General features: G+C 52.1%; 33 protein-coding genes and 1 other annotated feature. Of the genes, 16 read left to right on the top strand and 17 right to left on the bottom strand.

Annotated features, from left to right (window positions below; genetic code table 11):
• Positions 1-20 precede the first annotated feature (20 nt).
• Positions 21-252, top strand: a binding site (T-box leader).
• The gene (locus KNO79_RS02360; RefSeq protein WP_214690534.1) at positions 249-827 is read right to left on the bottom strand and encodes a DUF3885 domain-containing protein; all 579 of its coding nucleotides are present in this window, start codon (positions 825-827) and stop codon (positions 249-251) included. It overlaps the preceding feature by 4 nt.
• Positions 828-871: 44 nt before the next feature.
• Here KNO79_RS02360 and trpE point away from each other — a divergent pair, with 44 nt between their 5' ends.
• Together trpE and KNO79_RS02350 are read left to right on the top strand one after the other, a co-directional pair.
• The gene (gene trpE, locus KNO79_RS02355; RefSeq protein WP_214690533.1) at positions 872-2203 is read left to right on the top strand and encodes an anthranilate synthase component I; all 1332 of its coding nucleotides are present in this window, start codon (positions 872-874) and stop codon (positions 2201-2203) included.
• Entirely contained in the window at positions 2200-2775 is a 576-nt protein-coding gene (locus KNO79_RS02350; RefSeq protein WP_214690532.1) for an anthranilate synthase component II, read from the top strand. The genes trpE and KNO79_RS02350 overlap by 4 nt, the downstream gene beginning before the upstream one ends.
• 3 nt (positions 2776-2778) lie before the next feature.
• Here KNO79_RS02350 and KNO79_RS02345 read toward each other — a convergent pair whose 3' ends face one another.
• From KNO79_RS02345 to KNO79_RS02315, 7 genes are all read right to left on the bottom strand, one after another.
• Positions 2779-3474, bottom strand: a complete 696-nt coding sequence (locus KNO79_RS02345) for a ferredoxin--NADP reductase (protein WP_214690531.1) — start codon at positions 3472-3474, stop codon at positions 2779-2781.
• A gap of 17 nt (positions 3475-3491) precedes the next feature.
• The gene (locus KNO79_RS02340; protein WP_031422518.1) at positions 3492-4244 is read right to left on the bottom strand and encodes an iron ABC transporter ATP-binding protein; all 753 of its coding nucleotides are present in this window, start codon (positions 4242-4244) and stop codon (positions 3492-3494) included.
• Positions 4241-5299 carry an iron chelate uptake ABC transporter family permease subunit gene (locus KNO79_RS02335; protein ID WP_214690530.1) on the bottom strand — a complete coding sequence of 353 codons (1059 nt, stop codon included), beginning with the start codon at positions 5297-5299 and terminating at the stop codon, positions 4241-4243. Before KNO79_RS02335 ends, KNO79_RS02340 begins: the two co-directional genes overlap by 4 nt.
• Positions 5296-6300 (bottom strand): ABC transporter permease, encoded by a 1005-nt coding sequence (locus KNO79_RS02330; RefSeq protein ID WP_031422514.1) that lies wholly within the window; start codon positions 6298-6300, stop codon positions 5296-5298. Before KNO79_RS02330 ends, KNO79_RS02335 begins: the two co-directional genes overlap by 4 nt.
• 9 nt (positions 6301-6309) lie before the next feature.
• On the bottom strand, positions 6310-7320 hold the full coding sequence (locus KNO79_RS02325; RefSeq protein ID WP_031422513.1) for a siderophore ABC transporter substrate-binding protein: 1011 nt from the start codon (positions 7318-7320) through the stop codon (positions 6310-6312).
• A 566-nt stretch (positions 7321-7886) separates the two neighbouring features.
• Positions 7887-8174 carry a hypothetical protein gene (locus tag KNO79_RS02320; RefSeq protein WP_214690529.1) on the bottom strand — a complete coding sequence of 96 codons (288 nt, stop codon included), beginning with the start codon at positions 8172-8174 and terminating at the stop codon, positions 7887-7889.
• A complete protein-coding gene (locus KNO79_RS02315) occupies positions 8171-8737 on the bottom strand; it encodes a zinc dependent phospholipase C family protein (RefSeq protein ID WP_214690528.1) in 567 nt (188 codons plus the stop codon). Before KNO79_RS02315 ends, KNO79_RS02320 begins: the two co-directional genes overlap by 4 nt.
• Positions 8738-8852: 115 nt before the next feature.
• Between KNO79_RS02315 and KNO79_RS02310 the strand changes: the two genes are divergently transcribed.
• From KNO79_RS02310 to KNO79_RS02280, 7 genes are all read left to right on the top strand, one after another.
• Entirely contained in the window at positions 8853-9380 is a 528-nt protein-coding gene (locus KNO79_RS02310; RefSeq protein ID WP_074035977.1) for a TetR/AcrR family transcriptional regulator, read from the top strand.
• Between the two features lies 1 nt (position 9381).
• Positions 9382-9690 carry a DMT family transporter gene (locus tag KNO79_RS02305; RefSeq protein ID WP_074036309.1) on the top strand — a complete coding sequence of 103 codons (309 nt, stop codon included), beginning with the start codon at positions 9382-9384 and terminating at the stop codon, positions 9688-9690.
• Between the two features lie 11 nt (positions 9691-9701).
• Positions 9702-10034, top strand: a complete 333-nt coding sequence (locus KNO79_RS02300; protein WP_211782353.1) for a DMT family transporter — start codon at positions 9702-9704, stop codon at positions 10032-10034.
• Positions 10031-10390, top strand: a complete 360-nt coding sequence (locus tag KNO79_RS02295) for a nuclear transport factor 2 family protein (protein WP_214690527.1) — start codon at positions 10031-10033, stop codon at positions 10388-10390. Before KNO79_RS02300 ends, KNO79_RS02295 begins: the two co-directional genes overlap by 4 nt.
• Before the next feature lie 69 nt (positions 10391-10459).
• Entirely contained in the window at positions 10460-11059 is a 600-nt protein-coding gene (locus KNO79_RS02290; RefSeq protein ID WP_214690526.1) for a short chain dehydrogenase, read from the top strand.
• Between the two features lie 118 nt (positions 11060-11177).
• Positions 11178-11642, top strand: coding sequence for a hypothetical protein (locus KNO79_RS02285; protein ID WP_214690525.1), 465 nt, complete (start codon positions 11178-11180; stop codon positions 11640-11642).
• A 103-nt stretch (positions 11643-11745) separates the two neighbouring features.
• Positions 11746-12201, top strand: a complete 456-nt coding sequence (locus tag KNO79_RS02280; protein WP_214690524.1) for a hypothetical protein — start codon at positions 11746-11748, stop codon at positions 12199-12201.
• 70 nt (positions 12202-12271) lie between these two features.
• Here the strand turns inward: KNO79_RS02280 and KNO79_RS02275 are convergent, their stop codons facing one another.
• The 3 genes from KNO79_RS02275 to KNO79_RS02265 form a co-directional block, all read right to left on the bottom strand.
• Positions 12272-13033, bottom strand: a complete 762-nt coding sequence (locus KNO79_RS02275; protein WP_078147521.1) for an ABC transporter permease — start codon at positions 13031-13033, stop codon at positions 12272-12274.
• Complete coding sequence (locus KNO79_RS02270) at positions 13033-13734, bottom strand: ABC transporter ATP-binding protein (RefSeq protein ID WP_214690523.1); 702 nt, start codon at positions 13732-13734, stop codon at positions 13033-13035. Before KNO79_RS02270 ends, KNO79_RS02275 begins: the two co-directional genes overlap by 1 nt.
• Positions 13735-13946: 212 nt before the next feature.
• On the bottom strand, positions 13947-14663 hold the full coding sequence (locus KNO79_RS02265) for a GntR family transcriptional regulator (protein ID WP_012727186.1): 717 nt from the start codon (positions 14661-14663) through the stop codon (positions 13947-13949).
• 174 nt (positions 14664-14837) lie between these two features.
• Here KNO79_RS02265 and KNO79_RS02260 point away from each other — a divergent pair, with 174 nt between their 5' ends.
• Genes KNO79_RS02260 through KNO79_RS02240 form a run of 5 tightly spaced genes read left to right on the top strand, consistent with a single transcriptional unit; the run spans position 14838 to position 18780 of the window.
• A complete protein-coding gene (locus KNO79_RS02260; protein WP_214690522.1) occupies positions 14838-16157 on the top strand; it encodes a 6-phospho-beta-glucosidase in 1320 nt (439 codons plus the stop codon).
• Complete coding sequence (locus KNO79_RS02255; protein ID WP_012727188.1) at positions 16154-17473, top strand: PTS sugar transporter subunit IIC; 1320 nt, start codon at positions 16154-16156, stop codon at positions 17471-17473. The genes KNO79_RS02260 and KNO79_RS02255 overlap by 4 nt, the downstream gene beginning before the upstream one ends.
• Positions 17470-17802: a PTS sugar transporter subunit IIA gene (locus tag KNO79_RS02250; RefSeq protein ID WP_084156011.1), complete on the top strand. Its 333-nt coding sequence runs from the start codon at positions 17470-17472 to the stop codon at positions 17800-17802. Before KNO79_RS02255 ends, KNO79_RS02250 begins: the two co-directional genes overlap by 4 nt.
• The gene (locus KNO79_RS02245) at positions 17799-18092 is read left to right on the top strand and encodes a PTS sugar transporter subunit IIB (RefSeq protein WP_012727190.1); all 294 of its coding nucleotides are present in this window, start codon (positions 17799-17801) and stop codon (positions 18090-18092) included. Before KNO79_RS02250 ends, KNO79_RS02245 begins: the two co-directional genes overlap by 4 nt.
• The gene (locus KNO79_RS02240) at positions 18085-18780 is read left to right on the top strand and encodes a carbohydrate deacetylase (RefSeq protein WP_214690521.1); all 696 of its coding nucleotides are present in this window, start codon (positions 18085-18087) and stop codon (positions 18778-18780) included. The genes KNO79_RS02245 and KNO79_RS02240 overlap by 8 nt, the downstream gene beginning before the upstream one ends.
• A 33-nt stretch (positions 18781-18813) precedes the next feature.
• Here the strand turns inward: KNO79_RS02240 and KNO79_RS02235 are convergent, their stop codons facing one another.
• Complete coding sequence (locus tag KNO79_RS02235) at positions 18814-19374, bottom strand: AAA family ATPase (RefSeq protein WP_031422484.1); 561 nt, start codon at positions 19372-19374, stop codon at positions 18814-18816.
• A 134-nt stretch (positions 19375-19508) separates the two neighbouring features.
• Here KNO79_RS02235 and KNO79_RS02230 point away from each other — a divergent pair, with 134 nt between their 5' ends.
• On the top strand, positions 19509-20666 hold the full coding sequence (locus KNO79_RS02230) for a S1 family serine peptidase (RefSeq protein WP_214690520.1): 1158 nt from the start codon (positions 19509-19511) through the stop codon (positions 20664-20666).
• An 11-nt stretch (positions 20667-20677) separates the two neighbouring features.
• Here the strand turns inward: KNO79_RS02230 and KNO79_RS02225 are convergent, their stop codons facing one another.
• Complete coding sequence (locus KNO79_RS02225) at positions 20678-20842, bottom strand: hypothetical protein (RefSeq protein ID WP_012727200.1); 165 nt, start codon at positions 20840-20842, stop codon at positions 20678-20680.
• Between the two features lie 19 nt (positions 20843-20861).
• Positions 20862-21086, bottom strand: a complete 225-nt coding sequence (locus KNO79_RS02220) for a YobA family protein (RefSeq protein WP_214690519.1) — start codon at positions 21084-21086, stop codon at positions 20862-20864.
• 119 nt (positions 21087-21205) lie between these two features.
• Between KNO79_RS02220 and KNO79_RS02215 the strand changes: the two genes are divergently transcribed.
• Entirely contained in the window at positions 21206-22081 is an 876-nt protein-coding gene (locus tag KNO79_RS02215; RefSeq protein ID WP_214690518.1) for a tetratricopeptide repeat protein, read from the top strand.
• Positions 22082-22115: 34 nt separating this feature from the next.
• Here the strand turns inward: KNO79_RS02215 and KNO79_RS02210 are convergent, their stop codons facing one another.
• From KNO79_RS02210 to KNO79_RS02200, 3 genes are all read right to left on the bottom strand, one after another.
• A complete protein-coding gene (locus KNO79_RS02210; protein WP_214690517.1) occupies positions 22116-22865 on the bottom strand; it encodes an SDR family NAD(P)-dependent oxidoreductase in 750 nt (249 codons plus the stop codon).
• Between the two features lie 113 nt (positions 22866-22978).
• Positions 22979-24676: a methyl-accepting chemotaxis protein gene (locus KNO79_RS02205; RefSeq protein ID WP_214690516.1), complete on the bottom strand. Its 1698-nt coding sequence runs from the start codon at positions 24674-24676 to the stop codon at positions 22979-22981.
• Positions 24677-24876: 200 nt separating this feature from the next.
• On the bottom strand, positions 24877-26721 hold the full coding sequence (locus tag KNO79_RS02200; RefSeq protein ID WP_214690515.1) for a methyl-accepting chemotaxis protein: 1845 nt from the start codon (positions 26719-26721) through the stop codon (positions 24877-24879).
• Positions 26722-26729: the final 8 nt, after the last annotated feature.

Genomic DNA, 26729 nt, shown 5'->3' with positions numbered 1-26729 from the left:
AGTAACGATAACATTCATACGAACTCGCGATGAGAAAGAAGAGTAGCGCGAAGGGACGTCTTCAGAAAGCCGGTGGTCGATGCGAACCGGTGTCGTGCCTTGCGTGAATGGGCTTTTGAGCGTTCAGACCGACATGTAGGCTCTGACGGGTCCTCCCGTTATCGGGGACAGCGAATGATGGTTCGCGATGAGTGGGAAGACAAGGCGTCTTTCAACGAAGGTGGCAACACGGGGAATCTCCTCGTCCTTCATGTCCGATTGGGCATGCGGGACGAGGAGATTTTTTGTTTGAGCGATTGGAGGTGGGCTGGTGACGTACCACGGATATACGCACCTCGGTCATCGTATACGAACAAGACGTGACCCTCTCGTTCGTGGATGAACTGAACGAACGGATACGTTGTGAACTCTCCGTTCAAACGAGGCTTTGATTTTGTATAAAAATCTTGATAACAAATCGCCTCGAGGAGTGGTCGCACACGGATTTCGGACTTGTCTGCTACCGGCACGGTGAACATCCATAACGGTTCGTCATCGAATGTGCACGATGTGGCGGCCGTCTTGAAGCGCACCGATTTGTCCCGGATATAACGGAACAAGAGGGTCGGTTTGACGGGCTGTCCATATACATGCCAAACGATCCGGATGGGGTCGCCCTCTTCGAACAACGCATCAAACAATTGCTGGGCATGACGAACGACTGCCTCAAAATATTCAAGATTCAGTTCATAGGATTTGATATCAACGTAAGGTGACAGCGTGTCCTCGAGTTCGATGTGCTCGGTCAACGCTTCACCTGAAAATTGGTCAGGTCGTAAGACTGACATCGGCATATCCCCTTTCTATTACCCATTATAAGGAGGTTCTTTCAATGCAACAACGGATCATCAATGGTGACGAACTCACACCGGTGGCAATCTTCCACCGACTACAAGGTGGACGAAAAGTATTACTCGAAAGTCGCGCGGAAGGCAAACACGGCCGCTACTCCATCATCGCGGCGAACCCGGTCGAGACGATCCGAGTCGATGGGAATGACGTGACAGATGCAACAGGGACAATCTATGCAGACGACCCGCTCCATGCCTTATCCGAACGCATCACACGTGAAGACTTCACTGCACCTTACCCGTTCATCGGCGGTGCCGTCGGCTATATCGGTTATGACTTGCTTCGGGTGTATGAACCGATCCCGAACACGCCGACCGTAACGCGTGATTTGCCGGACGCCCTCTTCCAACGCTATGAGACGGTCGTCTTATACGACCACCTCGAGGAACAGGTCATCCTGATCGATACGAGCGAGTCGGATGCGACGATGCGACTCGAGTCCATCCGGGAACAGCTCGAGACACCGGAGACGCACGCCCTCGAACGGGTCGTCCGGACGAGCGAGCGCATCTTGACGCCGAAGGACGAATTTATCGACCGTGTGCTCCAGGCAAAAGAGGCGATCCTTGCGGGCGAGGTGTTCCAACTCGTCTTGTCACAACGAATCGACGCAACGTTCACCGGGGACCCGTTCCACTTTTACCGGACGCTGCGGAAACAAAATCCGAGTCCTTACTTGTTCTACATCGACCTCGGGGAAGCGATCGTCCTCGGTGCTTCTCCTGAAAGTCTCGTCCGGGTCGAGAACGGCAAAGTGACGACGAACCCGATCGCCGGGACACGCCCACGTGGGAAGACCGTCGAGGAAGACATACGTCACGCGGAGTCACTCCTTCAAGACGAGAAAGAACTCGCCGAGCATCGGATGCTCCTCGACCTCGGACGAAACGATATCGGGCGGGTCGCGAAAGTCGGTACGGTCACCATCCCGAAACACATCGAGCTCGAACGATTCAAAAACGTGATGCATCTCGTCTCGGAAGTCGAAGGTGATTTACGTGACGATGTGACCCCGATCGACGCCCTCCGTGCCTGTCTTCCGGCCGGTACCGTGTCCGGAGCTCCAAAAATTCGGGCGATGCAGTTGATTGACGAGCTTGAGACGGTGAAACGAGAAGTCTACGCCGGGGCGGTCGGCTATCTCGACGTCCGGGGCGGATTCGACTTCGCCCTTGCCATCCGGACGATGGTCGTCCAAGGTGACACGGCCCATGTCCAAGCAGGCGCCGGCATCGTCTATGACTCAGACCCGGTATCGGAATATGAAGAAACGCTGCATAAAGCCAAATCCCTTTTGGAGGTGTTCGCATGATTCTCCTCATCGACAACTACGATTCGTTCACGTATAACGTCTATCAGGACGTCGCCCGCTTCAGTGACGTCTGCGTCATCCGGAACGATGAACATAGTATAGAAGAAATCCGTCGCATGAACCCGAACGGCATCATCCTCTCCCCCGGTCCCGGTGGTCCCAAAGACGCTGGTGTGTCGCTCGCGGTCGTTCGAGAACTTTCCGGCTATATTCCGATTCTCGGGGTCTGTCTCGGCCATCAGGCCATCGCCGAGGCGTTCGGTGGAGTCGTCGGACGGGCGAACGAGGTGATGCATGGGAAAGTCTCACGGATCAATACGGTGCCAAGCGTCCTCTTCGAAGGGTTATCGATGGACGTCATGCGCTATCACTCGCTCGTCGTACAAAAGACCGAACTGACGGTCACGGCCGAGACGACAGACGGTGTCATCATGGCACTCGAACACCCGACCCATCCGACGTACGGTGTCCAGTTCCATCCCGAGTCGATCGGGACCCCGGACGGACGTGGCATCTTCGAACGATTCGTCAAGTTGTGCACGAAAAAACCGGGGCACGTGTCCCCGGTTTGAGTATCAACCTAAAAAGTCTTCTCGTTGAAAATCATGCTTGTCGATCTTGATGTTGTCACATGCCACCCCGTTCGACCGAAGCACCTGAATCGTTTCACGCAACAGCTCATCACTGCCAACGATATAGAACAAGGCGTCCTTGTCGGATGCCATCATCTCCACGCGTTCGTAGTAATCTTTCCGACTCGGCACGAACTCTGACGTGAAGTGCTCGTTCGATTCGAAGACGTCACCGAACAAATACGCCTTCGACGAATCGACGTTCAACGAATGGAGATGCGGGACACCTTCCCCGTTCGCCAAGTACTCGAGGACGACCGGACGGAATGTCGCGAGTCCGACACCCGCCGATAAGAGGTAGACGTTCTTCCCACTCCGTTCGAGCGGGACGTTCGAATGTGTCTTGAACAAGGCGACCTTGTCCCCCGGTACCATGTCACGAAGGATCGATTTGAACGTTGAGCATTTGGACTTGATGCGGGTCGTGATCCCGATCGCTCCTTCGTGCGGCAATGTGGAAATCGACATATGGCGGACGAGACTTCGGTCCGGCTTGTCCCCAGCGTTGAACCCTTCGAGCGCGAGATGCGTATGCGCCCCTTCCTGCCACGTGAACTCAGGTGGCAAGGCGAGATGGAACGTGTATGTATCCGGTGCCTCGTTTACGACTTTAGTGATCGGTGTCCAGTCAATTTTCATGTGAATTCTCCCTTTCGTTAATACACCGCAATCGGCCCATACGGCCCTTCGATGATTTCCAGTTTCGTCTCAAAAATTTCGGATAAAATCTTCGCGTCCATGATCTCATCGACCGTTCCAAACGCAGCGATCTGTCCGTCTTTCATCGCACAGATGCGGTCCGAGTATTTCGCCGCGAAGTTGATGTCGTGGAGCACCGTGACGATTGTCCGTCCGAACTCGTCGGCGACGTGGCGCAAATACTCCATCATCTGTACCGAACGAGCGATGTCTAAGTTGTTGAGCGGTTCATCGAGGAGGACGTATTCCGTCTCCTGACAGAGCACCATGGCTACATAGGCACGCTGCCTTTGTCCTCCTGAGAGCTCGTCGAGATAGCGGTTCTCGAGCGCGGTCAAGTCGAGGAAGTCGATATATTTCGAGATGATCGCCTCGTCCTCTTTTGTGAGGCGCCCTTTCGAGTAAGGGAAACGTCCGAACCCGGCGAGTTGTCGGACCGTGAGCCGTGTCACGAAGTGGTTCTCTTGACGCAGAATGGTGATGATTTTCGCCAAGTCTTTCGACTTCGTGCTCGACACGTCCATGCCGGCGACTTGGATCTGACCCTCGTCTAAGTTGAGCAACCGTCCGATCATCATTAGTGTCGTCGATTTGCCCGCTCCGTTCGGTCCAATCAATGAAGTGAATCCGGCTTTCGGGATATCGAGCGTGAGCGGTCCAATGTGGACATCGTCTGTATACGATTTTTTGACTTGTTCGATTTGAATCATAGCGACCTCTTCCTTAGAATGACAGCCAAGAAGATGAGTCCGCCGAACAGTTCGATGATGACGGAGACGACACTTGGCGTCTGGAATATGTGATACATAAAGAAATATGCACTCGTCAGGACGAAGAACCCTAGGGCGAACGCCATCGGAAAGACGTACTTATGGTCATACGTCGAGGCGACCTGATAGCTGAGCGTCGCGACTAAGAATCCGAAGAACGTGAGCGGTCCGATGAGCGCAGTCGAGACGGACATGAGGAGTGAGATCAGGACGAGCGTGTAAATGACGCTCCTCCGATGGTTCACCCCGAACGTCGTCGCGACGTCCTTGCCGAGTGCGACGATATTCAATCGATTCGAGAACAGGAACAAGAGTGTCCCGGCGATGACGACGATCGGGATGACGATGGGAAAGTACGCCACGTCGGCATTCGTCACCGAACCGAACAGTCGTGCCTGCAGGATATCGAACTCGGACGGGGCGAGCATGCGGCGCATGAACGACGACACCGAGTTGAGACCCGTCCCGATGATGATCCCGATGAGCAACATGAGCTGCAGGTTGGCGTATTTCCCTGACAAGAGCCATCCGTACAGGAGGAGACTCATCGTCACCATGAGGCCGACCTGTGTCAAGAAGGCGCTTGTCCCCGAGAAACCGATCAACGCCCCTGCCCCGAAGAAGAACACCATGCTCGTCTGAATCGTCGAGTAGAGCGCGTCGAATCCAAGGAGCGATGGCGTGATGATGCGGTTGTTCGTCACGGAGTGGAATGCGACCGTCGCAAGACTTTGACAGAGTGCCGCAATCAGCATCGTGACGATGGCGACGATTCGCCGTTCCACGACCGGCACGAATGACGGAGAGTCTATCGGGACCGGATTGTTATAAAGGAGAAGCCCGAGCGCACACAACAGTCCGCCGAGAATGAAGGCACTTAAGAAGAGCCAATAGCGTCTGCTCGCCCGTTTCGATTGAAACGCCGAGGCGTGACGTTCTTCTCTCAATTCCCCAATCGAGACTTCGACACCGTCTCGTTCCATGACCGTACTCATCGAACCCCTCCCTTCTTCCGTTGTCGCATCAAGATCATGATGAAGACGATTGCCCCGACCGTCCCGAGAATCAGTGAGACCGGGAGTTCGAACGGCATGATGATCGTCCGTGAAATCAAGTCACTGACGAGAATCGCACCCATCCCGACAAGACAGACCCATGGAAGGTTGCTGCGCAAATCATCCCCACGGAACATCGAGACGAGGTTCGGGACGATGAGTCCAAGGAACGGTAAATTCCCGATGACCGTCGCCACGACACCGACCGATAAGGCGATGAGCCCCGTCGCCATCATCATGAGCTGGTTATAGTTCACGCCGAGACTCGTCGCGATGTCTTCACCTAACCCCGCGAGCGTCAAGCGATTCGCCAGTAAGAAGATGAGTACCGTCACGACGATGATGACCCATAGATACTCGTAGCGCCCGATTTGCACCGAGGCGAACGAACCGACGAACCAGCCCTCGATCGCCTGGCTTGCCCGGAAGAACAGACCGAGGAACGTCGAGATGGCGGAGATGACCGCCCCTAACATGAGCCCGATGATTGGCACGATGAGCGATGAACGAAGTTTGACCGAACGTAAGAACCAGAAGAAGACCATCGTCCCGATGAACGAGAAGACGATCGCCCCGGTCATCCGCATCATGAGGCTCGGTGCCGGTACGAGTAAATAAACGGTGAGCAGTCCGAGTCCCGCCCACTCGAGCGTCCCCGTCGTCGTCGGTTCGACGAGACGGTTTTGTGTGATGAGCTGCATGACGAGCCCCGCCATCGCCATCGCTGCACCCGTCAGCATAAGGGCGACCGTCCGTGGGACTCGGGTGATCCAAAACATATCGAAGCCGTCTGTCCGTGACAGATCATACACCCCGGTAAAGAGCGACAGCACCGCCAAACCGAGGACGATGATCACGGTGAACACGAACGACTTCGTCCACAATCTAGAAAAGGAGGGCTGAGACATCGTCTCAACCCTGGCTGTCAATGGTTTTTGCATGACGGAACCTTACTTCGCGAGCGCTTCCGTGACACTGTTGAAGAATTCCGCGTACGTTTGAATCGATTCATTCAAGTACGTGTCTTTCGGGGCATAGACGATTTGCTCTTTCGACACAGCCGTCGTCTTTTGAAGCGCAGGTGCGTTGTCGATTACGTCTTCTGCTGGTACTGCGCCTTCTGCGTCACCGAGTGGTGCGTCACGGTCGAGAACGAACAACCAGTCCGGGTTGCTTTCTGCGATGGCTTCGACGGATACTTCGTCACCTTCGTGGTCACCTGTCTTCTTCTCGACTTCAAGAGCTGGGACCCATCCGAAGATGTCGTACATCGGTCCGAACACGCGTCCCGTTACCGGAGCTGAGAACCCGATGTCTCCACCCGATACGATGACCGACATGATTGTATCTTTTCCGTTGTATGCCGCTTTCGCGTCTTCGATCGACTTGTCGAGGTCAGCGACGATGGCTTCAGCTTCTGTGTTTTTGTCAAAGATTTTTCCGAGTGTGAGCGTCGTGTCTGTCAATCCTTTGACTAAAATCTCACCCGGTGTACCTGAGTCTTCTGGGATCTCGATGTTCAAATCGATGACCGCTGCTTCTGGAACCAACTTTTTAATGTCCTCGTAGTAATCTGCGAAACGTTGACCGACGATGACGACGTCCGGGTCAACTCCCGCAATCGCCTCTAAGTTCGGCTCGAAGTGCATGCCGACGTCCGCGATGTCTTTGTCTGATGCATATGGCGACTCTGCTGGAAGGAGTCCGATTGGTGCCGCCACCAAGTCGATATCCCATGCTGCCAATGTTTCAAACGTCCGGTTATCAAGGGCGACGACCTTCTCCGGGTTGACCGGTACCTCGATTGTGCCATGTGCGTCTGTAATTTCGACCGTCTCTGTCTTTGTTGCGCCGTCGACGTTTTCTTCTTTCTTCGTCTCACTCGTTCCGCCACATGCGGCGAGTACGAAGACGAGCAACGTCAACATGAGTGAAATCTTGAATTTCCCCACTTCATCCATCTCCTCTGTATGTAAGTTTCAATGATCCTCGCACCAAAAAACGAGCCACGTTGGTTATGTATGTCTAGTATCGTATTCTCGTTATCAGTGATAATGATTATCATTGTCGTTTTCATCAAGTAGCATAACAAACAAAAAAAGGATACGCAATGCCAATTTGACAAGATTCGGATAGGAAAATTTTTCTTTCTATAGATGCACGCACAAAAAAAGAAAGTGGGAGGTCCACTTTCTCGGTTGGGTTCATGCGATTTAGTTTAGAGTTCAATCGTTATTGTGCCGTGCCCTCTTTTTACCTCGAAACACAATATAGGTGATGAACCATACACATGTGATTGTGAACGCCAATAATACGGTTTGTGTCATCCCTCTCGGTAGAAGGTCTACCACGAAAAATAAGGATAAGATGACCGAAAAAATGAGATGTCCAAATCGTAAATCATCGTCCAAATCTCGCCAATAGATGATTAAAAGGACGATTGCTATCGGAGCCACGAGGGCTGCTAATATGAAAAATGGTACACGACGCATTAGAAACGGAATGTTCTTAGGTTCATCCATCTATCTCATGCCTCCGAGATTCCGTTCGCCAACAGCAATAAGAAAATCCAAATCGACAACGGGATCATCAACCCGGTTGTCGCAAGAAGTGTGTACATTTTTATGATTCGATCCTTCATGAACAGTCCCCAAATCAACGTGGCGAACAAGGCGATGTCAATCGCGAGATAAACCCAAATGACCGTCATCAATTCGAGATTCGGGAATACCCGACCGTTCAAGGTGAAGAAGGTGATCACCGTCAATAGGAAGAGACCGAGCGTGGCGTAGAGTGGTGCGTATCGCCTCTTCATACGAGCATCGCCCGCTTCCGTTTGACCATCTCCAGGCAGCGGCGGACACACGTATCGACATAGCCATCCAATTGATTAGGGAGGAACATCGTGTATGTCCCCTCCTCCGTCATCGCCGCGTCCCGCTCGACTTTCTCGACCAGTTCAACGAGCTCTGGATTTCCTTTCAAGCGTTCAAAATCGAACGTCCCGAGGCGTTCCGACAGCCGAGCATTGTACGCATCAAAGTCCGCATAATAGGCCGCCTGTTTTGACGGGTCCTGGGTGATGAGCTCTTTCAACCAACCTTTATAGAATCCCTGCAACCAGATCTCATCCGCGACGAGATGCGCGTAATAGCCGAGTCGATACGAGAAGTCTTCCTCCTTGCTGTCAATCCAATATTGGGACAAATCCAAGCGACGAGATAAATCATCATGGCGTCCCGTATAGTAATGGGATGCCTCTTTTTCTGTCGTTGCATCCGGTGCGAGACTTCCGAGCAAAAATGCGACCTCATCAATCTCCGATAACGCTGGTAACATCTCGTTCGCGATGACGAGATGCATCAAATGTGAACCCATGTCACGCCCCCTTTTCCCTGATTATTCCATCAATGTTCTATCTCGACAACCCCTCGCAAATTTTGATAGACTAACTTTACTGAACGGTCAGTTAAGTAAAGAGAGGTGTGATTGGATGAGTAAAAAACAATTGTTGCTACAGACTGCCGCCCAGATGATTCGAGAGGACGGGATCAGTCAGTTGTCGCTCGAACGATTGGCGACGAAAGCAGGAATCACGAAAGCCGGAGTCCTCTATCATTTCGACAATAAGGCCAACTTATTGCGACAGATGAACGAATTCGCCATCGAGACGTTCGAGAAACGAATCACCGCCCATCTATCGGACGGTCCATATTCGTTTACCCGTGCCTATGCGCTGGCGACATTGGATGATGTCGATCACGGAGATATGGACCTCGTCGCCGTCTTTATCTCCTCGCAAGAGGATGCGACGAGCGAGTCGATTTGGAGTGACGTGTCGACCGGTTGGGACGAGCGATTCGCTGTCGACGGGCCGGACCAGGATGCGATTTTAAAACTTCGCCTTCTCTGTGACGGCTTTTGGTTCGCTGTCTTGTATGGGTATAGCGAATCGTTCAAGGACCGTGCGGCGACACTCATTCGGGAAGCATGTGACGAGTTGCTTCAAGGAGGATTGTAATATGGGATTCATCTATTTGATCGGGGCCATCGCCTCGGAACTGTTCGGGTCGAGCATGTTGAAAGTGAACGCCACCTCCACGAGTCGACTCCCGATTCTCGGGGTCGCCTTCGGTTATGGGACGGCGTTTTATCTCTTATCACTTGCCCTCTTCACCATCCCGCTCAGCTTCGCGTATGCGTTTTGGAGCGGGGTCGGGACGGCACTCACGGCAGTGATCGGGTTCGTCGTCTTCCGTGAACAGATCAGTCGTCAAAAAATTGCAGGGATTGGGCTCGTCATCATCGGGCTCGTCTTGATGAAAGTGTGAGGTGAATCGGAATGCAAGCCTATCTTTTACTCTTCTTTTCTATCGGATTTGAGGTACTCGGGACGTCGATGTTGAAACTGTCGGATGGATTCACGAATCTCGTGCCGAGCGCCATTCTGTTGGTCAGTTTCGCCGCGTCGTTCACCCTCATGGGCATCGTGTTGAAGACAATCCCGCTCAGTATCGCCTATAGCATCTGGGCCGGACTCGGGACCGTGGCGACGGGACTCATCGGGGTGTTTGTTTACGGGGAAGTTCTTTCGGCGTTGAACGGAATCGGTCTCTTGTTGATCGTCCTCGGCGTCATCGTGATGAATCAACGGAGAGAGGAAGTCGTGACATGAACGAGTTGGCAGATCACCTTCAAACACTAGAAGAAGCGTTATTGACGACGGAAGTCAGGCAGTCGACAGAGCGATTGCGTGAACTGTTGACCGACGACTTCTTTGAAATCGGTAGCTCGGGACGGTTGTTGTATCAAGACTGGGATCAGACGGCACTCCAGCTCGACCCGATCGAGGCGGTGTTATCCGAATTCACGCTGCATCCGTTGACGGAAGGTCACGTTTTGGTGACGTATCATCTCGTTCAACCGGTATTGAATCGCGAAACACGCCGCAGCTCGATATGGGTATTCGTGGACGGACGTTGGAAGATGCGATTCCATCAAGGCACGGTTGTCCCGCCAGAGGCAACTTGATTGCCGAACGTCCTCGCCATCCGCTACTCTGAAATGGAATCTAAGCGTGACGAAAGGAGCAGTTTCTTTATGAAAATTTTACTCGTTGGGGCAAGCGGTACGGTCGGTCAGGCCGTCGCAAAAGAGTTGGAGAAAACACATACAATCATCCGGGCTGGACGTAACGGGGCGGACGTGCAAGTCGACCTCACTTCCGAAGACAGCATTCGCCACATGTATGAAACGGTCGGTCGGGTCGACGCGGTCATCAGTACGGCGGGTAGCACGCATTTCGGTCCGCTTTCCGAGATGACGCCGGCAGATAATCAGAAGAGTATCGACAGCAAAATCAAAGGACAGGTCAACCTCGTCCTTCTCGGGCTCGATCATGTAAACGATGGTGGTAGCTTCACACTGACGAGCGGAATCTTGATGGACGACCCCATCAAAGAAGGCGCATCGGCGGCACTAGCGAACGGGGCCATCAAAGGATTCGTGACCGGTGCGGCGATTGAGATGCCACGGGGCATCCGCATCAACAACGTCAGCCCGAACGTCCTCGTCGAAGCACTCGATTCGTATGGTCCTTACTTCCGTGGTTACGCGGCAGTACCAGGTGAACGGGTCGCCCTCGCCTACGTGAAGAGCGTCGAAGGCGCGCAGACTGGACAGACGTACGAAGTGTATTAACAATGAAGCATCTCTTCAAGAGGTGCTTTTTTCGTACCTTGCACTTTATTTTGTCTCCCTCGTCCGGAAGATTCCGCTATACTCGGGGCATCTTATGCCCGAGAAAGGTTGAAGTTTCATGAAAGACAAAACGTTTCGCGCCCTTTATCATATCCCTCCTTCTTTCGTCGAACACCCGCTCCAAAAGCGCATCCTTCAGGCGATCGGTCGTCCTCAAGAATCGATGGTCGAGGTCATCTTCCGCGTCGGTGGGTTCGGCACGTATGATGTGAGTACGATCACCTTTTTTGAGAGGGGCACCGTCCTTCGTCACATCGAGCGGTCCGACCGATCGATCACCGAGCCCTTTGAATTCGAATACTATGAGGGCGAGGAAGCGAAACAGATGCGTGTCGCGTTTCACCTGCTTGGAACGAATTGGTGGCCAACCGTATTCGAAGAACTCGAAGGGGTTCGCACTCTAGACGGTACGCAGTGGAGCCTCAGCGTATTCACGAACGGGACACTCATTCACGAGCATCATGGCAGCAACGCCTATCCGTCCGAATGGGAGCACGTGACTCGCCTGTTCGGTATTGAGTAATGAGATTCAAAGAGTATTAAGCAATTTTGATCATATCTTGTATATGAATCATTTTTCAAATGATTCATATACAATGTGGTAAAAAGGAATTGAGGATAAGGTCATGTGGAAAAACAAAAAAGTCATATACATTACTGTCCCCTTCGCTTTTCTTGTACTTTGGATGACATATTCAATCAATCAGCCTCCAAAATGGTTCGGACAATCAACGGATGGTAAATGGGAAGCGGACTTCAATAGTGAAGTGACTTCTCCAAAAGGGTATTGGAGCGGAAAAATCTATTCTGAACAGGACCACCGAGTTGAGGTCCAAACGATTGCTTTGAGTAAAAATGATAGACTCATTCATAATTTAGATGTCAATGAAACCGTAACAAGGAACCAAGAAATTGAGTATCTGTCTACAACAAAAACATTTTCTGATAAACAGGATGAATATGTCGTTCAAGTAACTTGGAAAGACTCTAGTGGCACTTATCAAGATGTAATCCACTTATCCCCTCATACAAGATATTTTGTTTTGCCGAAAGTCTTATTCGGTTCTCACTTGTCTTACTAACTTTTAATACACAAAAAATGGCTGGATGAAGTAAAACTTTCATCCAGCCATTTCTATATCTCTCCTATTTCTATTTCCGATAGGTCAGTCCGATATACTGCATCTTCTCGTTGAACAGACGTGGGTATGCCAGATAGCCGACGAGCGTCGCCGAGATTGAGGCGGTCGTCAAAATCAAGAACAGGATCAAGAGTTGATACAGGACCGCTTCCATCGGATCAGCTCCTCCGATGATGAGACCGCTCATCATCCCCGGTAGTTGGACGAGCCCCATCGTCTTTTGCGCCTCGACAGTCGGAATCATACTCGTGCGAATCGCATTCTTCAAGCTGCGGTCGATGGCCACTTTCGGTGTGCCGCCGAGTGAAAGAATGAGTTCGATGACGTCGTCACTCCGCTCGACCTCGTCTTTGAACTTGTTCAAGAACAGGAGCGACAACACCATGCTGTTCCCGATGACCATCCCGCTGATCGGAATGACCTTTTCCGGCTCAAATGGGATGATACCGAGTCCGAGCATGAGTCCCATCGTCAGCGCTTCGATCGTCACGAGCGTCAAGACGATGATCCACATGATACCCGGAATCCCATCACCTTTCCGTCGGATGTTTTGTGTCGCTGCGACAATCATGAGTAAAATCATCAACAGCATGAAGATCGGACTGTCGCTCTCAAAGACGAACGTCAGGATATAGCCGATGATCAATAGTTGAATGATGGAGCGGACGGTCGCAATGATAATATCACGCTCGAGTCCAAGTCGTAGGACGAGTGTCAAGGCAAGCGGGATGACAACGAAGATGAGCGCCGTCGCGAGTTCAATATATGACATCAATCTTCCCCCCTGACGAATCGTTGGATGACGGGATTGTCCGACTCATCGATGAACGATGCGTCCCCAAATGCAAGTAGTTCCCCGTCCTTCAAGAACCACATGTCGTCACTCACCCGCCGTGCCTGGTCGAGGTCATGGGTGATCCAAATGACGGTCACACCGTATGATTGTTGCAGTTTTCGAATGAGTCGCTCGATCTCTTTCACCGTCCGGTAATCAAGGCTCGCCGTGATCTCATCGAGTAAGAGCACGTCCGGTTTATTGACGAGCGTCCGGGCGATGGCGACCCGACTCCGTTCCCCACCCGATAGTGATTTGACGGGTTGGTCGAGGAGCGCCTCACTCAAGTCGACGCGATGGAGCAATTCGGCAGCCCGATCGCGGTCAAGTGTCTCGTCGAAGATGGCTTTCGGGAGATTCAAATTGTCGTATACGGTCCCTTGAATCATGGGTGCACTTTGGAACGCCATTCCGATTTTCTTTCGTAGCTCGAGGATGTCCATCTCCGCGATGTCTTCCCCTTTAAAAAGAATCGTGCCCGTATCTGGTGACAGCAATCCGTTGATATGCTTCAGACACGTCGTCTTGCCGGCGCCGCTCGGTCCGACGAACGTTGTGATTCGTCCTTCTCGAAACGGCCCGGATACATGGTGCAGGATGTCTTGATGACTCACATCTTTGAATTCAATGATTGACATGCTTCTCTCGCCTCCTGGTTCTAGTGTACAAAAAAGAGAGGATGAGGTGGTCAAGAATGCAGTCTGTAATCGGTTGTTGCGAATATAAGAGATTCGTACTCAGTTTTGTTGAACATAGTCATTCACACTCAAAATGACCATGTTTCTTTTTGTTACAGGTTAAACGAACAAAGCGCCCGACCGTTTCCATACGAAACAGTCGGGCGCTTTTATTAGTTATAATCCCGTTCAATGACGAAGCTCGTCTTGTCCCCGCGGAAGTAGGAGCGTGAGTATTCAATCGCCCGTCCCGACTCATCCTCTGTCACCGTCTCGATATGGAAGCACGGTGATCCGAGTGGACAGTCGAGGAGCGCACTCACCTTCTCATCAGCTAAGGCAATCTCCAATGCCTCCGTCGTCTTCGCGACATGAACGTCATGGACCTCCGCTAGTGTCCGGAAGAGTGAATGCTCCGCCTGTTCTTTCGTGATCCCCGGTGCGATCTGCCACGGGATGAACGAGACCTCATACTGCGTCGGTTCCCCGTCCGCATGACGGATTCGCTCAATCTTTTGAATCGGGGCGTTGTCTTCCGCTTCAAACACCGATGCGATTTGACCGGAAGCCGAGATGACCGAGATGTCGATCAAGGCGACTTGCCCACGTTTCCCTTGAACGGCAAGCTGGGCCGCATAGTTGTTCGGCGTGTACGACAACGTCTGTTGTACTTTCTTCCCGGCGACGAACGTCCCGCGACCTTGTTGACGGACCAGATAGCCTTCCGTCGTCAACTGGTTGAGGGCGCCACGCACCGTCGTCCGGCTCACATCGAACTCCTCGCAAAGCGCGTATTCGGTCGGAAATTTTTCCCCTTCTTTATAGTGCCCACTCTTGATGCGGGACAACAATTCATCCTTGATTGCGGTTTGGAGCGTCGATTGCGACATGCCTCCATCTCCTTTACGTTGGGTTGGTTCCTTTATTGTGATACAGCAAGCATACAAATGCAAATACAAAAACTTATTTGTATTATTTGTATTTTTCATATTGCCGAAAGTTGTATCATTTGTTATATTTGTTACGACAAAAAGAAATCGCTTTCAAAAGGAGGAGTTGGCACCATGGCAGTCAAGGTCGTCATCATCGGCGGTGGGTCCAGTTACACCCCGGAAATCATCGAAGGATTGATTGATCGACAGGCAACGTTCCCCGTTCGGGAGATTGTGCTCGTCGATATCGAAGAAGGGAGGGAGAAACTAGAGATTGTCGGTCGTCTCGCTCAGCGGATGATTGAAAAGGCAAACGCCGAGATCACACTCAGTTGGACGCTCGATCGAAGAGCCGCACTCGTCGGCGCAGATTTTGTATCCACACAGATTCGGGTCGGTGGACTCAAGGCACGCGCGCTCGATGAACGCATCCCGCTCAAGCACGGCTTCATCGGGCAAGAGACGAACGGCGCAGGCGGATTATTCAAAGCATTCCGTACCATCCCGGTCTTGATCGACTTGGCAAATGAAGTCGCCGAGATTTGTCCGGATGCCTGGCTCGTCAACTTCACCAATCCGGCGGGCATCGTCACCGAGGCCGTACTCAAGCACTCATCTCATAAGAAGGTCATCGGTGTATGCAACATCCCGTTCAACATGCGAAACTCGGTCGCTGAGATCCTCGAGACACCTGTCGAACGAGTCGCGATTGAATTTATCGGATTGAACCACTTCGTCTTCGGTCGTCACGTATGGGTCGACGGCGTGGACCGGACGAGTGACGTCCTCGCCTCACTCAACTCAGGCAACGACTACTCTCCGGCGAACATCGTCGGTCTCGGTTGGAGCGAATCGTTCCTATCGTCACTCAGCATGTTACCGAACCCGTATCACCAGTATTACTTCCAGACGAAAGATGTGTTGAAGAAAGATCTTGAGGCGTACGCACAAAATGGCACCCGTGCCGAAGTCGTGCAACAAGTCGAGGCGCAGTTGTTCGAGAAATACAAAGACGTCGATCTCGCCGTCAAACCGGAAGAGCTTGAAAAACGTGGAGGCGCCTACTATTCAGACGCCGCCTGCAACTTGATGGACTCGATTCACAACGACCGCGGTGACATCCAGACGGTCAACACGCTCAATAACGGCACGATTCGAGATTTACCAGACGATGCGGTCATCGAAGTGAACGCCGTCATCACGAAGTCGGGGCCTCGCCCAATCTCCATCGGCGCGTTGCCGCTACCGATCCGTGGGCTCATCACGAACTTAAAAACGTTTGAACAGCTCGCCATCCAAGCGGCTGTATCTGGCACGTACGAGGACGCCTACCTTGCCTGCCTCATGAACCCGCTCATCCAGGACGAGAAACGGATCGACCCGCTTCTTAAAGAGCTGTTCACAGCGCACGAGGCGTACCTACCCCAATTTAAGAAGGAGGTTTACTCATGAACAAGTTTATTGAAATCGCGGGACGTATCGGGTCCCAAAGGCACTTAGTCGCCATCCGTGACGGATTCGTTTCCGTCATGCCACTCATCATCGTCGGGTCGCTCGCGGTCCTCATCAACAACTTCCCAGCCATCAACATCGGTGGTCTCTCACTCGACTTCGTCGGATCGATGAACAGTATGTTCGGCGAAGGTAATTGGCAAGGGCTTGGCGGTAGCATTTGGAATGCGTCCTTCGCGATACTCGGGCTCCTGATCGCCTTCTCGATCGGGTATAACTTGGCCCGTTCATACGGGATTGACGGGCTCGCGGCGGGGATCTTGTCGCTCGCCTCGTATATCATGCTCGTACCGGTCACTGCTGACTGGGGTCTCAACTTCGCATGGCTAGGCGCACAAGGTCTCTTCGTCGCCATCATCGTATCGATTGTCGTTACAGAAATGTTCCGCTACCTCATCAATACGAAACTGACGATCAAGATGCCAGAAGGTGTACCAGGTGGGGTCACCCGTTCATTCCAAGCGCTCATCCCATCAATGATCATCTTGACGGTTGTCGCAGGATTCCAGCTCTTCATGACGCTCGTCGTCGAACTCAGTGTATTTGAAGTCATCTTTAAAGCGATCCAACAACCGCTCCAAGGATTCGGCGACTCACTCCCGGCTGCCTTGCTCATCGCCTTCTTGAACCACATCCTTTGGTTCTTCGGGCTTCACGGGACGAACATCATCGGCTCGGTCATCGAACCGGTCTATCTCCCGCTCATCGAGCAAAACTTGGCTGCCTTCCAAGCTGGAACGTCAGCGTTTGATGTACCGTACACGGTCACAAAACCGTTCTTGGATGCGTTCGTCTTCATGGGTGGATCGGGTACGACGTTCGCGCTCTTACTCGCGATCTTCATCGTCGTCCGCAAACAACGGAATCACCCGTATCACCAAGTGGCAAAACTGTCGACACCAGCCAGTCTCTTTAACATCAACGAACCGGTCATCTTCGGTCTTCCGATCGTATTGAACCCGATCATGCTCGTACCGTTCATCTTAGTGCCGGTCACGCTCACCATCGTCTCTTATGTCGCGCTCTCGACAGGCATGGTTCCGAAGACAGTCGCCATCGTCCCATGGACAACGCCACCAATCATCAGTGGCTATTTGGTCACGGGCGGTAGCGTTCGCGGCGTCTTGCTCCAAATCGTCAACTTGTCGATTGCGACAGCGATGTATATTCCATTCGTCATGGCAGGAGCGAAGGCGATGACAGCCGAAATCAATAAAAACAAAGCTGCTACTGAGGAAGGAGAAAAGATTTCGTGAAAACCGAAACCATCCAAGAACTTTCGTTTATGATTATCTTACATGCCGGAAATGCACGCTCATCTGCATTCGAGGCTATCGCTGCCGCGAAACGCGGTGAAGCGGACGAAGCGGCGGCAAAGTTGAAAGAAGCCGACGCGGCCTTCTTGGACGCACACAAGCTACAAACGGAGCTGTTACAAGAAGAAGCACGGGGGACGACGAGCGACATGAGCGTCCTCCTCGTCCACGCACAAGACCATCTTATGACGGCGATGACCGTGAAAGAGCTCGCTGTCGAAATGATTGACATGATCACCCGTTTGAATCGATTGGAGGAAACGACATGAACATCTTACTCGTCTGCTCGGCAGGAATGTCGACATCAATCTTAGTGGAAAAAATGCGGAAGGAAGCTGCCGCACGCGGACTAGACGCATCCATTGACGCGATTCCGGAGTCGCGCTTGAAAGAACAGTCGAACGTCGACGTCATCTTGATCGGACCACAAGTCCGCTACCTCGAAGGCAAAATCAAGTCGTCCGTCGACGTCCCGGTCGCGGTCATCGATAACATGGCGTATGGGATGATGAAAGGCGACCTGGTCCTCGACCAGGCACTTGGTCTCGTCAATGCTTAAAACGTTCGTCCTCGTCAACGCCGATGACTTCGGCTTGACGACGGGTGTGAACGCCGGCACACTCGACAGTCACGTGAATGGAATCGTCAATTCGGCGACGATGATCATGAACGGGTATGCCGTCGAGGAAGCGGTCCGACTCGCGAAACAACATCCGTCGCTCCGTGTCGGGGTCCATCTCGTCTTGTCTTGGGGCAAACCGCTCGCCGACACGAGTGCTCCCCTCACGAAAGAAGATGGTACGTTCCGCTACACGAGCCGCTTCATGACTGAAGACTCGCCTGACCCGGAACTCGTCTATTTGGAGTGGAAAGCCCAAATCGAGGCGTTCCTTGCGACAGGACTTTCACTCGACCATCTCGACAGCCACCATCACATTCACGGTTGGCCGGTCCTGCACGACGTCATCATTCGTCTCGCTGAAGAATACGACACGACGTTTCGGGCCTTAACGACGCTCGGGTCACGCCGAGACTTGTGGGTGACCGAACGGTTCAGTGATCAGTTCTACGCGGATGGCGTCTCCCATGCGACGCTCGATGCCATCGAACCAGGACGATCCATCGAAGTGATGGTCCATCCGGCCGACCTCGATGATCGTCTTCCGAACGTCACCTCATACCTTGTACCACGCCTCCTCGAAAAACAGGTGTTGGTCGACTATGAACGCCCCGAATGGTGGGCATAAGAAAAGCGAGTTCCCATATGGGGACTCGCTTTTTTATAGGTCAAATGCTTGTTGAATCTGTGCCGCTGTCTCTTCTGGACTTAAGTTCGTGTTATCGATCCGGAGATAATGCTCGACGTCTAATTCCCCCGGACGTGAGTTCAATCGGTACATCGTCGCCGTCTGCTTCAGTTCCGCTTCGGACCAAGCGATGTCACGTTTCGACGGTTTATGGGTGAGGCGGTTCTCCGTCGTATTGCGCGCAAGGCGTTCCTCTATCTCGGCCTCGAGCTCGACATAGTAGATGTCCGCCCCGTGTGACTCGAACAAGCCCGTCACCTTCTTCACGTAATCCCAGTCCTCCTGCATGTCAAACGCCCAGACGAACGTGAAAATCATGCCGGGTAAATCACTCTTGGCGACCGCCTCGAACAGTTCTTGACGAAAGTGTTGGACGAGTCGCTTCCCTTCCGGCGTCCCGTAATTGAAGAACGGTCCGACGAGGTCGATCGTCATATGGTTATGGAATAATTTCAGTCCGGTTTTGTCAGCGAGCGCCTGTCCGACCGTCATCTTGCCGACGGCTTGTGGACCAAATAAGATGATGAATTTCATTGGATTTCCCCCTATATCTTTTGAAGATTTTATCATGTGACTTAAAATGTGTGACCCCTCCAAAATATTTGTTTACCTCTTTCCAAATGAAGGAATAAGCATAGCATCGAACTTTATGGAAAGAAGGTGCCCCCGTGACTTGTCCCCACTGCGGAAAGAAGACACGATCGAAAACGGTCTGTCCGACGTGTGGCCGCCGCTCACGTCGCACGATTTGGTTATTTGCCACCACATTCGCTATCGCACTCATTGCCTTTGTCACCTTCATTGGAAACGCCTATTTCACGGACATGCTACGTTCGACCGACTCGCTCGCCGATCAGGTCAACTTGCCGATTAGGGAAGATACGGTCTCCGCTGACGAAGCGACACCGGTCGACTTCGCCGCCTTACAGGACAGCCTCTTCACCGTCAGTTACGGAACGGGATTTTTGGTGAGCTCACGCGATGTCGTCACCGCCGCCTCGAATGTGGCCGGGTTGACGAATATCATCATGTACCATGACGGTGAGGCCGTCTCCGGCACCGTCGTCGGTCGGACGAAGCTCATTGCTGTCATTCGAATCGAAGAGACGGAGAACACACCATACACACTCACGCAAGCAATCGCCGCAGAGGACGAGACGTTGACCACCTTGACGATGCAAGAACGCATCAACGGTACGGTCACATTCGCCGAGAACGGCTATAGTCGAAACTTTGAATTGCCACGTCATGCGTATGGCAGTCCACTTCTTTCAGCATCCGGGCGAGTCGTCGCCATCCATTTGCGTGGGATCGCCTTGCCGACCGCACTATTTGAACAAGACATCCGTACGTTCATCGCAAAAGATGCACCGGCACCGCCACCTATCGAACTCGCACCCGTTGAACCGATCAAACCGGATTTGACAGAAGAACCGGTCGTCGTTCCGGAAACGCCTTCTATTCCTGAGGCACAACCTGAAATCCCACCTGTCACTGAACCGGAGGCACCGGTCGAGGAAGAAGTCGAAGAGGAGGTTGTGGAAGAGCCCGAACCGACGACCCCTGAAGTGACGCCAGAAGAACCTGCGGAACCGCCGAGTGAACCGGAGGAACCGACGGATCCACCGGAAACGGAAGAGCCGATTGAAGAAGATCCTCCGGTGACTGAGCCGGAGGAACCGAGCGAACCGGAAGAGCCAGCGGAGCCAGAAGAACCGACGACGCTCGAACCAGACGGGGATGAGGGCTCCATCGTCGAAGACGATCCGGACACTGAAGAAAACATAAATGAAGAAGAAAACGACACAAGCACTCCATCCGAATGATGGAGTGCTTGTTATTCGTCACGTGTGAAACGTCGTTGGAGATTGCCGAGCACCGCTCCTAGTCCGAGTAGTAGAATCGACAGCGCCCAGAACGGGAGCGCGTCTTGCAATAACCAGACGACGAGGGCACTGAAGCCGACGACGGCTCCAAGCCATAGAAAGTTCCGTTGTCCCATGTCATTCACCTCGTCTTCATCATAACACATCGACCCGACGTGCCGTCGCTTGCGGTGGCAAGGAGCGTGTCAACCGTTCATCATGCTCGACTCGAACCTGTTGTCCGATGAGAAGCGGTGTCTCATCCAAAAGAGGTCTCGCTACATGAAACACGATGCCGTCAAACGGTTCTGCTTCCCGCGTCGGCGTGACGCGGATTTTCTCATCCATCACCTCTACGACATATCCAGTGAACGTCGCCATGCCGTTCCCCTCCTTTCCAGTCCTTACTTTCCATTTCCCGTTTTTGCAAAAGATGTTACTCGACTGTGACAAGAACAAGTATAATAGAGCGACACTAGTACTTGTGAGGAGGACACCCTATGACACAAACGATCGATTTACACACCTCAGAGTTCCAGCGCACGTTCCTTGAGATGATGCTCCTCGCAGAATTAACGGAAGCTTATAACGCTGAAGCCATCAATGACATGGCGACACGGGGCGAGACCGCGTTCCCGGACGACCCATTCTTCCCGGCGATGCGTGCTTATCCATATATTCGAGAAGGTGACACCGATTCGGCCAATCCGTGGCTCGAGAAAGCGAGTTCGCTCGGTGACCACTACATTCTTCATATGTTAAAAGGATTTGTCAGTGAAGACACCGGGTTCACGTTCGAGGCGGAACAACACTTTCTCCGTGGCGTCGAACGCTATCCGGACGTCCCAATCATGCATCGCGCCCTTGCCGTCCACTACTTCGACCGCAAATTCCATGGCGAGGCCGGTCTTCATATCATGAACTATGTCCGGCTTGCCGGATTTGGTCCGGACACCGTCCCGATGTTGCTCGAATTTTTCCAAGTGTATGACGACATTCCGCTCGATATGGTCGATGAACTGATGAAGACGGCGAGCGGTTACTTAACATTAAACCCGCATGATCCGCATGCCCATTCCTTATACGCGTCTATGTGTAGCCATCGTTTCGCTGCACTGACGGCCGAGTTGAAGGACGATGACCCGCTTACCGATGAGATGATTTGGATGCTCCTTGAAGTCGAGAATCACGGGATGTGGAGTGCGACCTATGACCGCAGTGAAGAGCGGATGTTCCGCCATATGTTCGCCGAATACGTCGACAACGTCATTCTTCCGAACACGTCACAGTTTTATGTATGGCGCCTTCGGTTACGTTACTTGACACGTCGCCTGACACACCGCTTCACGGGTGGCTACTCTGTACCGACATCCTAAAAAACATCACGCCAACAGGGCGTGATGTTTTTGTTTATCCGGCATACGGTTTAATCGGTCCACGCAGGCTGAACGAGTAGTCCTCCGGATCGACAATTCCGACGACTTCGTCGCCTTCAAGTAACTCCCATAGGAACTCCGCCATCTCGCGCGCCGTATGATATTTCGCGACGTTCTCACTGTAGTCGAATCCTTCCGTATCGCGAGCCCGGTCGGCGAAGCTCGTCTCCGTTGCGGCCGGTGCGAGTACTTTTGCCCGAAGTTTGGCCCCACTCTGCTTCAACTCTTGTGCGAGTCCTTCCGTATATGCACTCACGAAGAACTTCGTCGCACAATACGTGACCGAGTTCGGGACGATTCGATATCCCCCGACAGACGACACGTTCAACAGCTGTGCCCCTTCGATATCATGATAATCTCGAACGTATAGATTCGATAAGACGGTGAGCGCCTCGATATTCAAACGAATCATGTTCTCGATTTTACCGAGGTCGACGTCCTTGATGAGATCTGCATCCCCGAATCCCGCATTGTTGATCCACGTCTCGATGTCGAGGTCCGCAAGCGATTCATATAATCCGTACACGTTCTCGCTATATGATAGGTCGGTCGATTTGATGATGACGTCACTGTCCGACGAGATCGATTTGATTTCATCACGCAACGATTCGAGCTCTTCTTTTCGTCTTGCGACGAGCACGAGCGACTTTCCCTTTTCAGCGAGCAACTTCGCTGTCTCATACCCGATACCTGAACTGGCTCCTGTAATGACCGTATACTTCATATAATCCACTCCTTTTTGTCGTTTACCTTGTTGTTCATTCCCCACTTTCTTCATCGCAAATCGTTTCGATGTGAACGAAAAAGCCCTGACTCCAAGGAGACAGGGCTTTCAACTTATGTCGTGAATCGACCAATCAGTGTCTGCAGGTCACTCGTCATATTGCCGAGTGATTCGGCGACACCGTTCAATTCTTGAATCATCGCGAGTTGGGCGTCAGCCGTCTCACCGACCGTACGCATCGTGTCGGCCATCCCTTCACTGTCTTGTGACATTTGAAGAGAGGACGTCGCAACTTGTTTCGTCGTCTCCGCAATCTCATGCGAGGCGATGCGGATATGTGACGTATTATCGACTGATGTCTCGAGCTGACTGACAATCTGTTCGAATGCGCGTGTCGCTCGTTCGAGCAACAACGTGTTCGTCTCGACGCGTTTCGCACTGACGACGTGTTGGTCGAGAACAGCGTTCGACTGTGTCTGAATCGACTCGATCAACCCGGCGATCTGTGTCGCCGACTGCTTCGACTGCTCGGCAAGTTTACGCACTTCTTCTGCAACGACGGCGAACCCTTTTCCTTGCTCACCGGCACGTGCCGCTTCGATGGCCGCGTTCAATGCCAACAAGTTCGTCTGGTCGGTGATCGATTGAATGACCTCGGTGATAAGGGCGATCTCGTCAGACTGTTGCTTCAATGCCGAAATCAATTCTCCCGTCAGACGTGTCTCCCGCTCCAGTGCGAGCACCTCGTCTTTCGCCTGAGCCATCGTCGCACCACCTTCTTCGGCGAGCTTCAAACTCTGTGACACGTCATCGTCAATCGAGCCGATCGAGCCAGCGATACGACCGATGCCTTCATCGGCAGCAGCCACCGCTTGAGATGTTCCAGTCGCTTCTTTCGCCTGCGCGACCGTTTCTTCCACGACTCGGTCGATGAGACGTGTCGTTTCCTCCGTCTGTGACGCCATCTCTTCCGTACTCGCATACAGTTCTTCCGATTGTGCTGTGATTTCCTGTGCGTTTTGGGTGACGCGGTCAATGAGTTCACGCAAATTACCCTTCATGCGGTTGAAGCCGGTCATCAATTGTCCGATTTCATCTTGTGTGAGCGCCTGAAGATCCTCACGTGTCAAATCACCTTCCGCGACTACTTCTACTTCTTTCGCTAAGAATCGCAACGGGGTCGTGACCATATGACTAATGGCATATCCGGCACCAAACATCAGTATCAAACTGACAACTGCGATCACGACTGAGTACCAAAAGGCACGCTCACCTGCCTCCTGCAATTCGGCTTGCATTGCAATTAACTGTTCTTCTGTTTCGGCTTGTAGCGTCTCACCTGTCGATGAGATGGATTTTGTCACGTCCGGCATGAGACGGAATACTAATCGATCGATTGCTTCTTGATCTTTTGAGTCAATCGCAGCGATGGCTTGAGTCGCCAACTCATCATATCCTGTCGCGTATCCGAGTAACGATTCATATTCCTTTCGTTCGGTCTCATTGTCCGCGAGTTCAATCAACGATTCGATGGCGGTTTTCTTCTCTTCTCCGCCCCGGCTGATTTGTTGTTTGCGCTCATCATCCTGTAGAAGCACATACCCGCGGACACCATACGCTTGACGGACCATCCCGAGCGCCAAGTCGTCTGCCGCTTTCATCTTCATGACATCGTTTGAAATCATGTGTTCATATTGACTCGTCATCCGGTCGAGCGTCCACAGATTGTATCCCATTCCAACGATTGTCAAAATTAGAATCAAACCGATACTCATCATGATTTTTCTTGATAACGTCCATTCGTTCAACATCTTTTTCACGTACTACGAGGAGTAATCTCCTCTTCCACCTCTTTTTCTCTCTATTTTTATGTATTGCCTTTTCTTTATCGGACACAACAGCCTAATTTGTACCAACAATTTGAAATTCATTTATGTATTGACCTATCTTTTTATTTTTTTGTACTGGGCACAAAAAAAGAACCAGACATCTGCCTGGTTCTGAGTCTTGCTTATAGCTTGAATTGCGCCACGCGATTCGAGAGTTCGGTCGCCCGTTTTTCTGTTTCGCCCATCTTCGCCTGAACGTCGTTGAAACGCTCGACTGAGAGTTGAACTTTCTCTGAAATCGACTGCGTTCCGTCCGCGCCTTCTGTCACGGTCGTCGCCACTTCTTGAATGACACCAAGAATGTTGTCCGTCATATGACGAAGTTGAAGCGCGTTACCTTCGAACGTCTTCGCCGTCTCACCGAACACCGTCGCATCCTGTTCATATTGCGTTGCCGACTCTTCGAGACGGTCGTAGTCGGCCATGACTTTCGTATTGAGGAACGTCAACATATCTTCCGAACTCGTATTGAGTCGTTCGACCGAATCGATGACCGTGTTTGACACGTCACGAATCTCGTTGACCGTCTGACGTGAGTTTTCCGCTAATTTGCGGATTTCTGATGCAACGACCGCAAAGCCGCGACCTGCTTCCCCAGCACGTGCCGCTTCAATCGAAGCGTTCAAAGCGAGTAAGTTTGTCTGGTCAGCAATCGCAAGAATAGCTGTCGTCAAGACACGAATCTCTTCAACCGACTGTGCTCCTTTGATGGCTTCCGCGAGTTCGACCTGTTTCTTCTCGATAATCGACACTGCTTCTGTTTTCGAAACAACGGCTTGCTCCCGCATCTCGTGCGCTCGAGCTTCGACACGATTTGCCGTTTCGGCACTCTCATTGGATAAGTCGACGATTGAATCGATCGAACTTCCCATTTCTGTCGTCGAGGCACTCATTTCTTGCGAAGAGGCTGCCGTTTCTTCCATACCAGCCGTCAATTCTTCGACCGTTCCAGACGTCTCTTCCATATAGTGACTGAGTCGCGTCACTTCAGCAGATACGTCTTTTGAAGACGAGAGAACGACTTTCGCTGTCTCGTCGACATCAATCATGATCTCACGTAGTGTCGCGAGGAATGTGTTGAATGAACGACTGACTTGTGCAATCTCATCATTCGACGTGACCGGAATCGTCATCGTCAAATCGCCACCTTGTGTCGCGAGTTCATCAAAGCGCGTCTGAAGTGTGCGCATCGGTCGGATAATCGAGCGCAACAGGCTGAGCCCGAGGAATAAGAGAATCGCTACAGCCCCGATGGTCACGGCAATCAATGCCATAAGAGACTGCATGAATTCACTTTCCATGTTCTGTCCGACACGTTGTGAGCCTTCCGAGTTGTAGTCGACAAGGTCCGCTAGTTTTTGTGTGAAGTTGTCATATGTAGACTTGGACTGCGCATCATAGTATGAGCGCGCCATCCCTGTGTTACCGGTCGAGCTGAACGTCAACATGTTGTCCGAGACGCGTTGATACATCTCCCATTGACGCGAGAAATTCTGGAATAGTTCTTTGTCTTCCGCACCTGAAGCCGTTTTTTCATACTTTGGTGCAATCGTATTGATTTCTTCACGAATCTCTTTCATCCGTGTCATGAGCTCTTCTTTTTTGGTCGCATCCTCTGTCACGATGTGATCGAGTTCGAGCGTTCGATAGTTTGCGGCGAGTGTGTTGAGTTCATGAGCATAATCGAGCCCTTTGTTCCAGTTATTGACGATATCATCCGCTTGACGATTCGCGTCACTCATTGAAAACAGTGCGTAACCACCGACGCCAAAGACCATGACGAGCGATATGATGACGAGCCCCCATAATTTTTGACGAATCGTCAAATTCTTTCCAACGTTCGCTCCGAAAGATGTCGTGCGTTCACGCTTCTCTCCGCGCTTCCATTTGAGTGTCGGTTTCCACGTCCATGTCGGTTTTCGTTTGATCCGGCTCAGTGCCTTAGACCATGTTGATTTCCATGCCATCTATGTAT

Origin of the sequence: Exiguobacterium sp. s43 (genome assembly GCF_018617255.1) — a bacterium.
GTDB lineage: Bacteria > Bacillota > Bacilli > Exiguobacteriales > Exiguobacteriaceae > Exiguobacterium > Exiguobacterium profundum.
The sequence above is the reverse complement of the archived record's forward strand: the minus strand, read 5'-3'. Positions and strand labels throughout refer to the sequence as shown.

Excerpts from the sequence above, each read along its gene's own strand:
- KNO79_RS02360 (WP_214690534.1), bottom strand. The coding sequence starts at position 827 with ATGTCAGTCTTACGACCTGACCAATTTTCAGGTGAAGCGTTGACCGAG.
- trpE (WP_214690533.1), top strand. The coding sequence starts at position 872 with ATGCAACAACGGATCATCAATGGTGACGAACTCACACCGGTGGCAATC.
- KNO79_RS02350 (WP_214690532.1), top strand. The coding sequence starts at position 2,200 with ATGATTCTCCTCATCGACAACTACGATTCGTTCACGTATAACGTCTAT.
- KNO79_RS02345 (WP_214690531.1), bottom strand. The coding sequence starts at position 3,474 with ATGAAAATTGACTGGACACCGATCACTAAAGTCGTAAACGAGGCACCG.
- KNO79_RS02340 (WP_031422518.1), bottom strand. The coding sequence starts at position 4,244 with ATGATTCAAATCGAACAAGTCAAAAAATCGTATACAGACGATGTCCAC.
- KNO79_RS02335 (WP_214690530.1), bottom strand. The coding sequence starts at position 5,299 with ATGAGTACGGTCATGGAACGAGACGGTGTCGAAGTCTCGATTGGGGAA.
- KNO79_RS02330 (WP_031422514.1), bottom strand. The coding sequence starts at position 6,300 with ATGCAAAAACCATTGACAGCCAGGGTTGAGACGATGTCTCAGCCCTCC.
- KNO79_RS02325 (WP_031422513.1), bottom strand. The coding sequence starts at position 7,320 with ATGGATGAAGTGGGGAAATTCAAGATTTCACTCATGTTGACGTTGCTC.
- KNO79_RS02320 (WP_214690529.1), bottom strand. The coding sequence starts at position 8,174 with ATGAAGAGGCGATACGCACCACTCTACGCCACGCTCGGTCTCTTCCTA.
- KNO79_RS02315 (WP_214690528.1), bottom strand. The coding sequence starts at position 8,737 with ATGGGTTCACATTTGATGCATCTCGTCATCGCGAACGAGATGTTACCA.
- KNO79_RS02310 (WP_074035977.1), top strand. The coding sequence starts at position 8,853 with ATGAGTAAAAAACAATTGTTGCTACAGACTGCCGCCCAGATGATTCGA.
- KNO79_RS02305 (WP_074036309.1), top strand. The coding sequence starts at position 9,382 with ATGGGATTCATCTATTTGATCGGGGCCATCGCCTCGGAACTGTTCGGG.
- KNO79_RS02300 (WP_211782353.1), top strand. The coding sequence starts at position 9,702 with ATGCAAGCCTATCTTTTACTCTTCTTTTCTATCGGATTTGAGGTACTC.
- KNO79_RS02295 (WP_214690527.1), top strand. The coding sequence starts at position 10,031 with ATGAACGAGTTGGCAGATCACCTTCAAACACTAGAAGAAGCGTTATTG.
- KNO79_RS02290 (WP_214690526.1), top strand. The coding sequence starts at position 10,460 with ATGAAAATTTTACTCGTTGGGGCAAGCGGTACGGTCGGTCAGGCCGTC.
- KNO79_RS02285 (WP_214690525.1), top strand. The coding sequence starts at position 11,178 with ATGAAAGACAAAACGTTTCGCGCCCTTTATCATATCCCTCCTTCTTTC.
- KNO79_RS02280 (WP_214690524.1), top strand. The coding sequence starts at position 11,746 with ATGTGGAAAAACAAAAAAGTCATATACATTACTGTCCCCTTCGCTTTT.
- KNO79_RS02275 (WP_078147521.1), bottom strand. The coding sequence starts at position 13,033 with ATGTCATATATTGAACTCGCGACGGCGCTCATCTTCGTTGTCATCCCG.
- KNO79_RS02270 (WP_214690523.1), bottom strand. The coding sequence starts at position 13,734 with ATGTCAATCATTGAATTCAAAGATGTGAGTCATCAAGACATCCTGCAC.
- KNO79_RS02265 (WP_012727186.1), bottom strand. The coding sequence starts at position 14,663 with ATGTCGCAATCGACGCTCCAAACCGCAATCAAGGATGAATTGTTGTCC.
- KNO79_RS02260 (WP_214690522.1), top strand. The coding sequence starts at position 14,838 with ATGGCAGTCAAGGTCGTCATCATCGGCGGTGGGTCCAGTTACACCCCG.
- KNO79_RS02255 (WP_012727188.1), top strand. The coding sequence starts at position 16,154 with ATGAACAAGTTTATTGAAATCGCGGGACGTATCGGGTCCCAAAGGCAC.
- KNO79_RS02245 (WP_012727190.1), top strand. The coding sequence starts at position 17,799 with ATGAACATCTTACTCGTCTGCTCGGCAGGAATGTCGACATCAATCTTA.
- KNO79_RS02240 (WP_214690521.1), top strand. The coding sequence starts at position 18,085 with ATGCTTAAAACGTTCGTCCTCGTCAACGCCGATGACTTCGGCTTGACG.
- KNO79_RS02235 (WP_031422484.1), bottom strand. The coding sequence starts at position 19,374 with ATGAAATTCATCATCTTATTTGGTCCACAAGCCGTCGGCAAGATGACG.
- KNO79_RS02225 (WP_012727200.1), bottom strand. The coding sequence starts at position 20,842 with ATGGGACAACGGAACTTTCTATGGCTTGGAGCCGTCGTCGGCTTCAGT.
- KNO79_RS02220 (WP_214690519.1), bottom strand. The coding sequence starts at position 21,086 with ATGGCGACGTTCACTGGATATGTCGTAGAGGTGATGGATGAGAAAATC.
- KNO79_RS02215 (WP_214690518.1), top strand. The coding sequence starts at position 21,206 with ATGACACAAACGATCGATTTACACACCTCAGAGTTCCAGCGCACGTTC.
- KNO79_RS02210 (WP_214690517.1), bottom strand. The coding sequence starts at position 22,865 with ATGAAGTATACGGTCATTACAGGAGCCAGTTCAGGTATCGGGTATGAG.
- KNO79_RS02205 (WP_214690516.1), bottom strand. The coding sequence starts at position 24,676 with ATGTTGAACGAATGGACGTTATCAAGAAAAATCATGATGAGTATCGGT.
- KNO79_RS02200 (WP_214690515.1), bottom strand. The coding sequence starts at position 26,721 with ATGGCATGGAAATCAACATGGTCTAAGGCACTGAGCCGGATCAAACGA.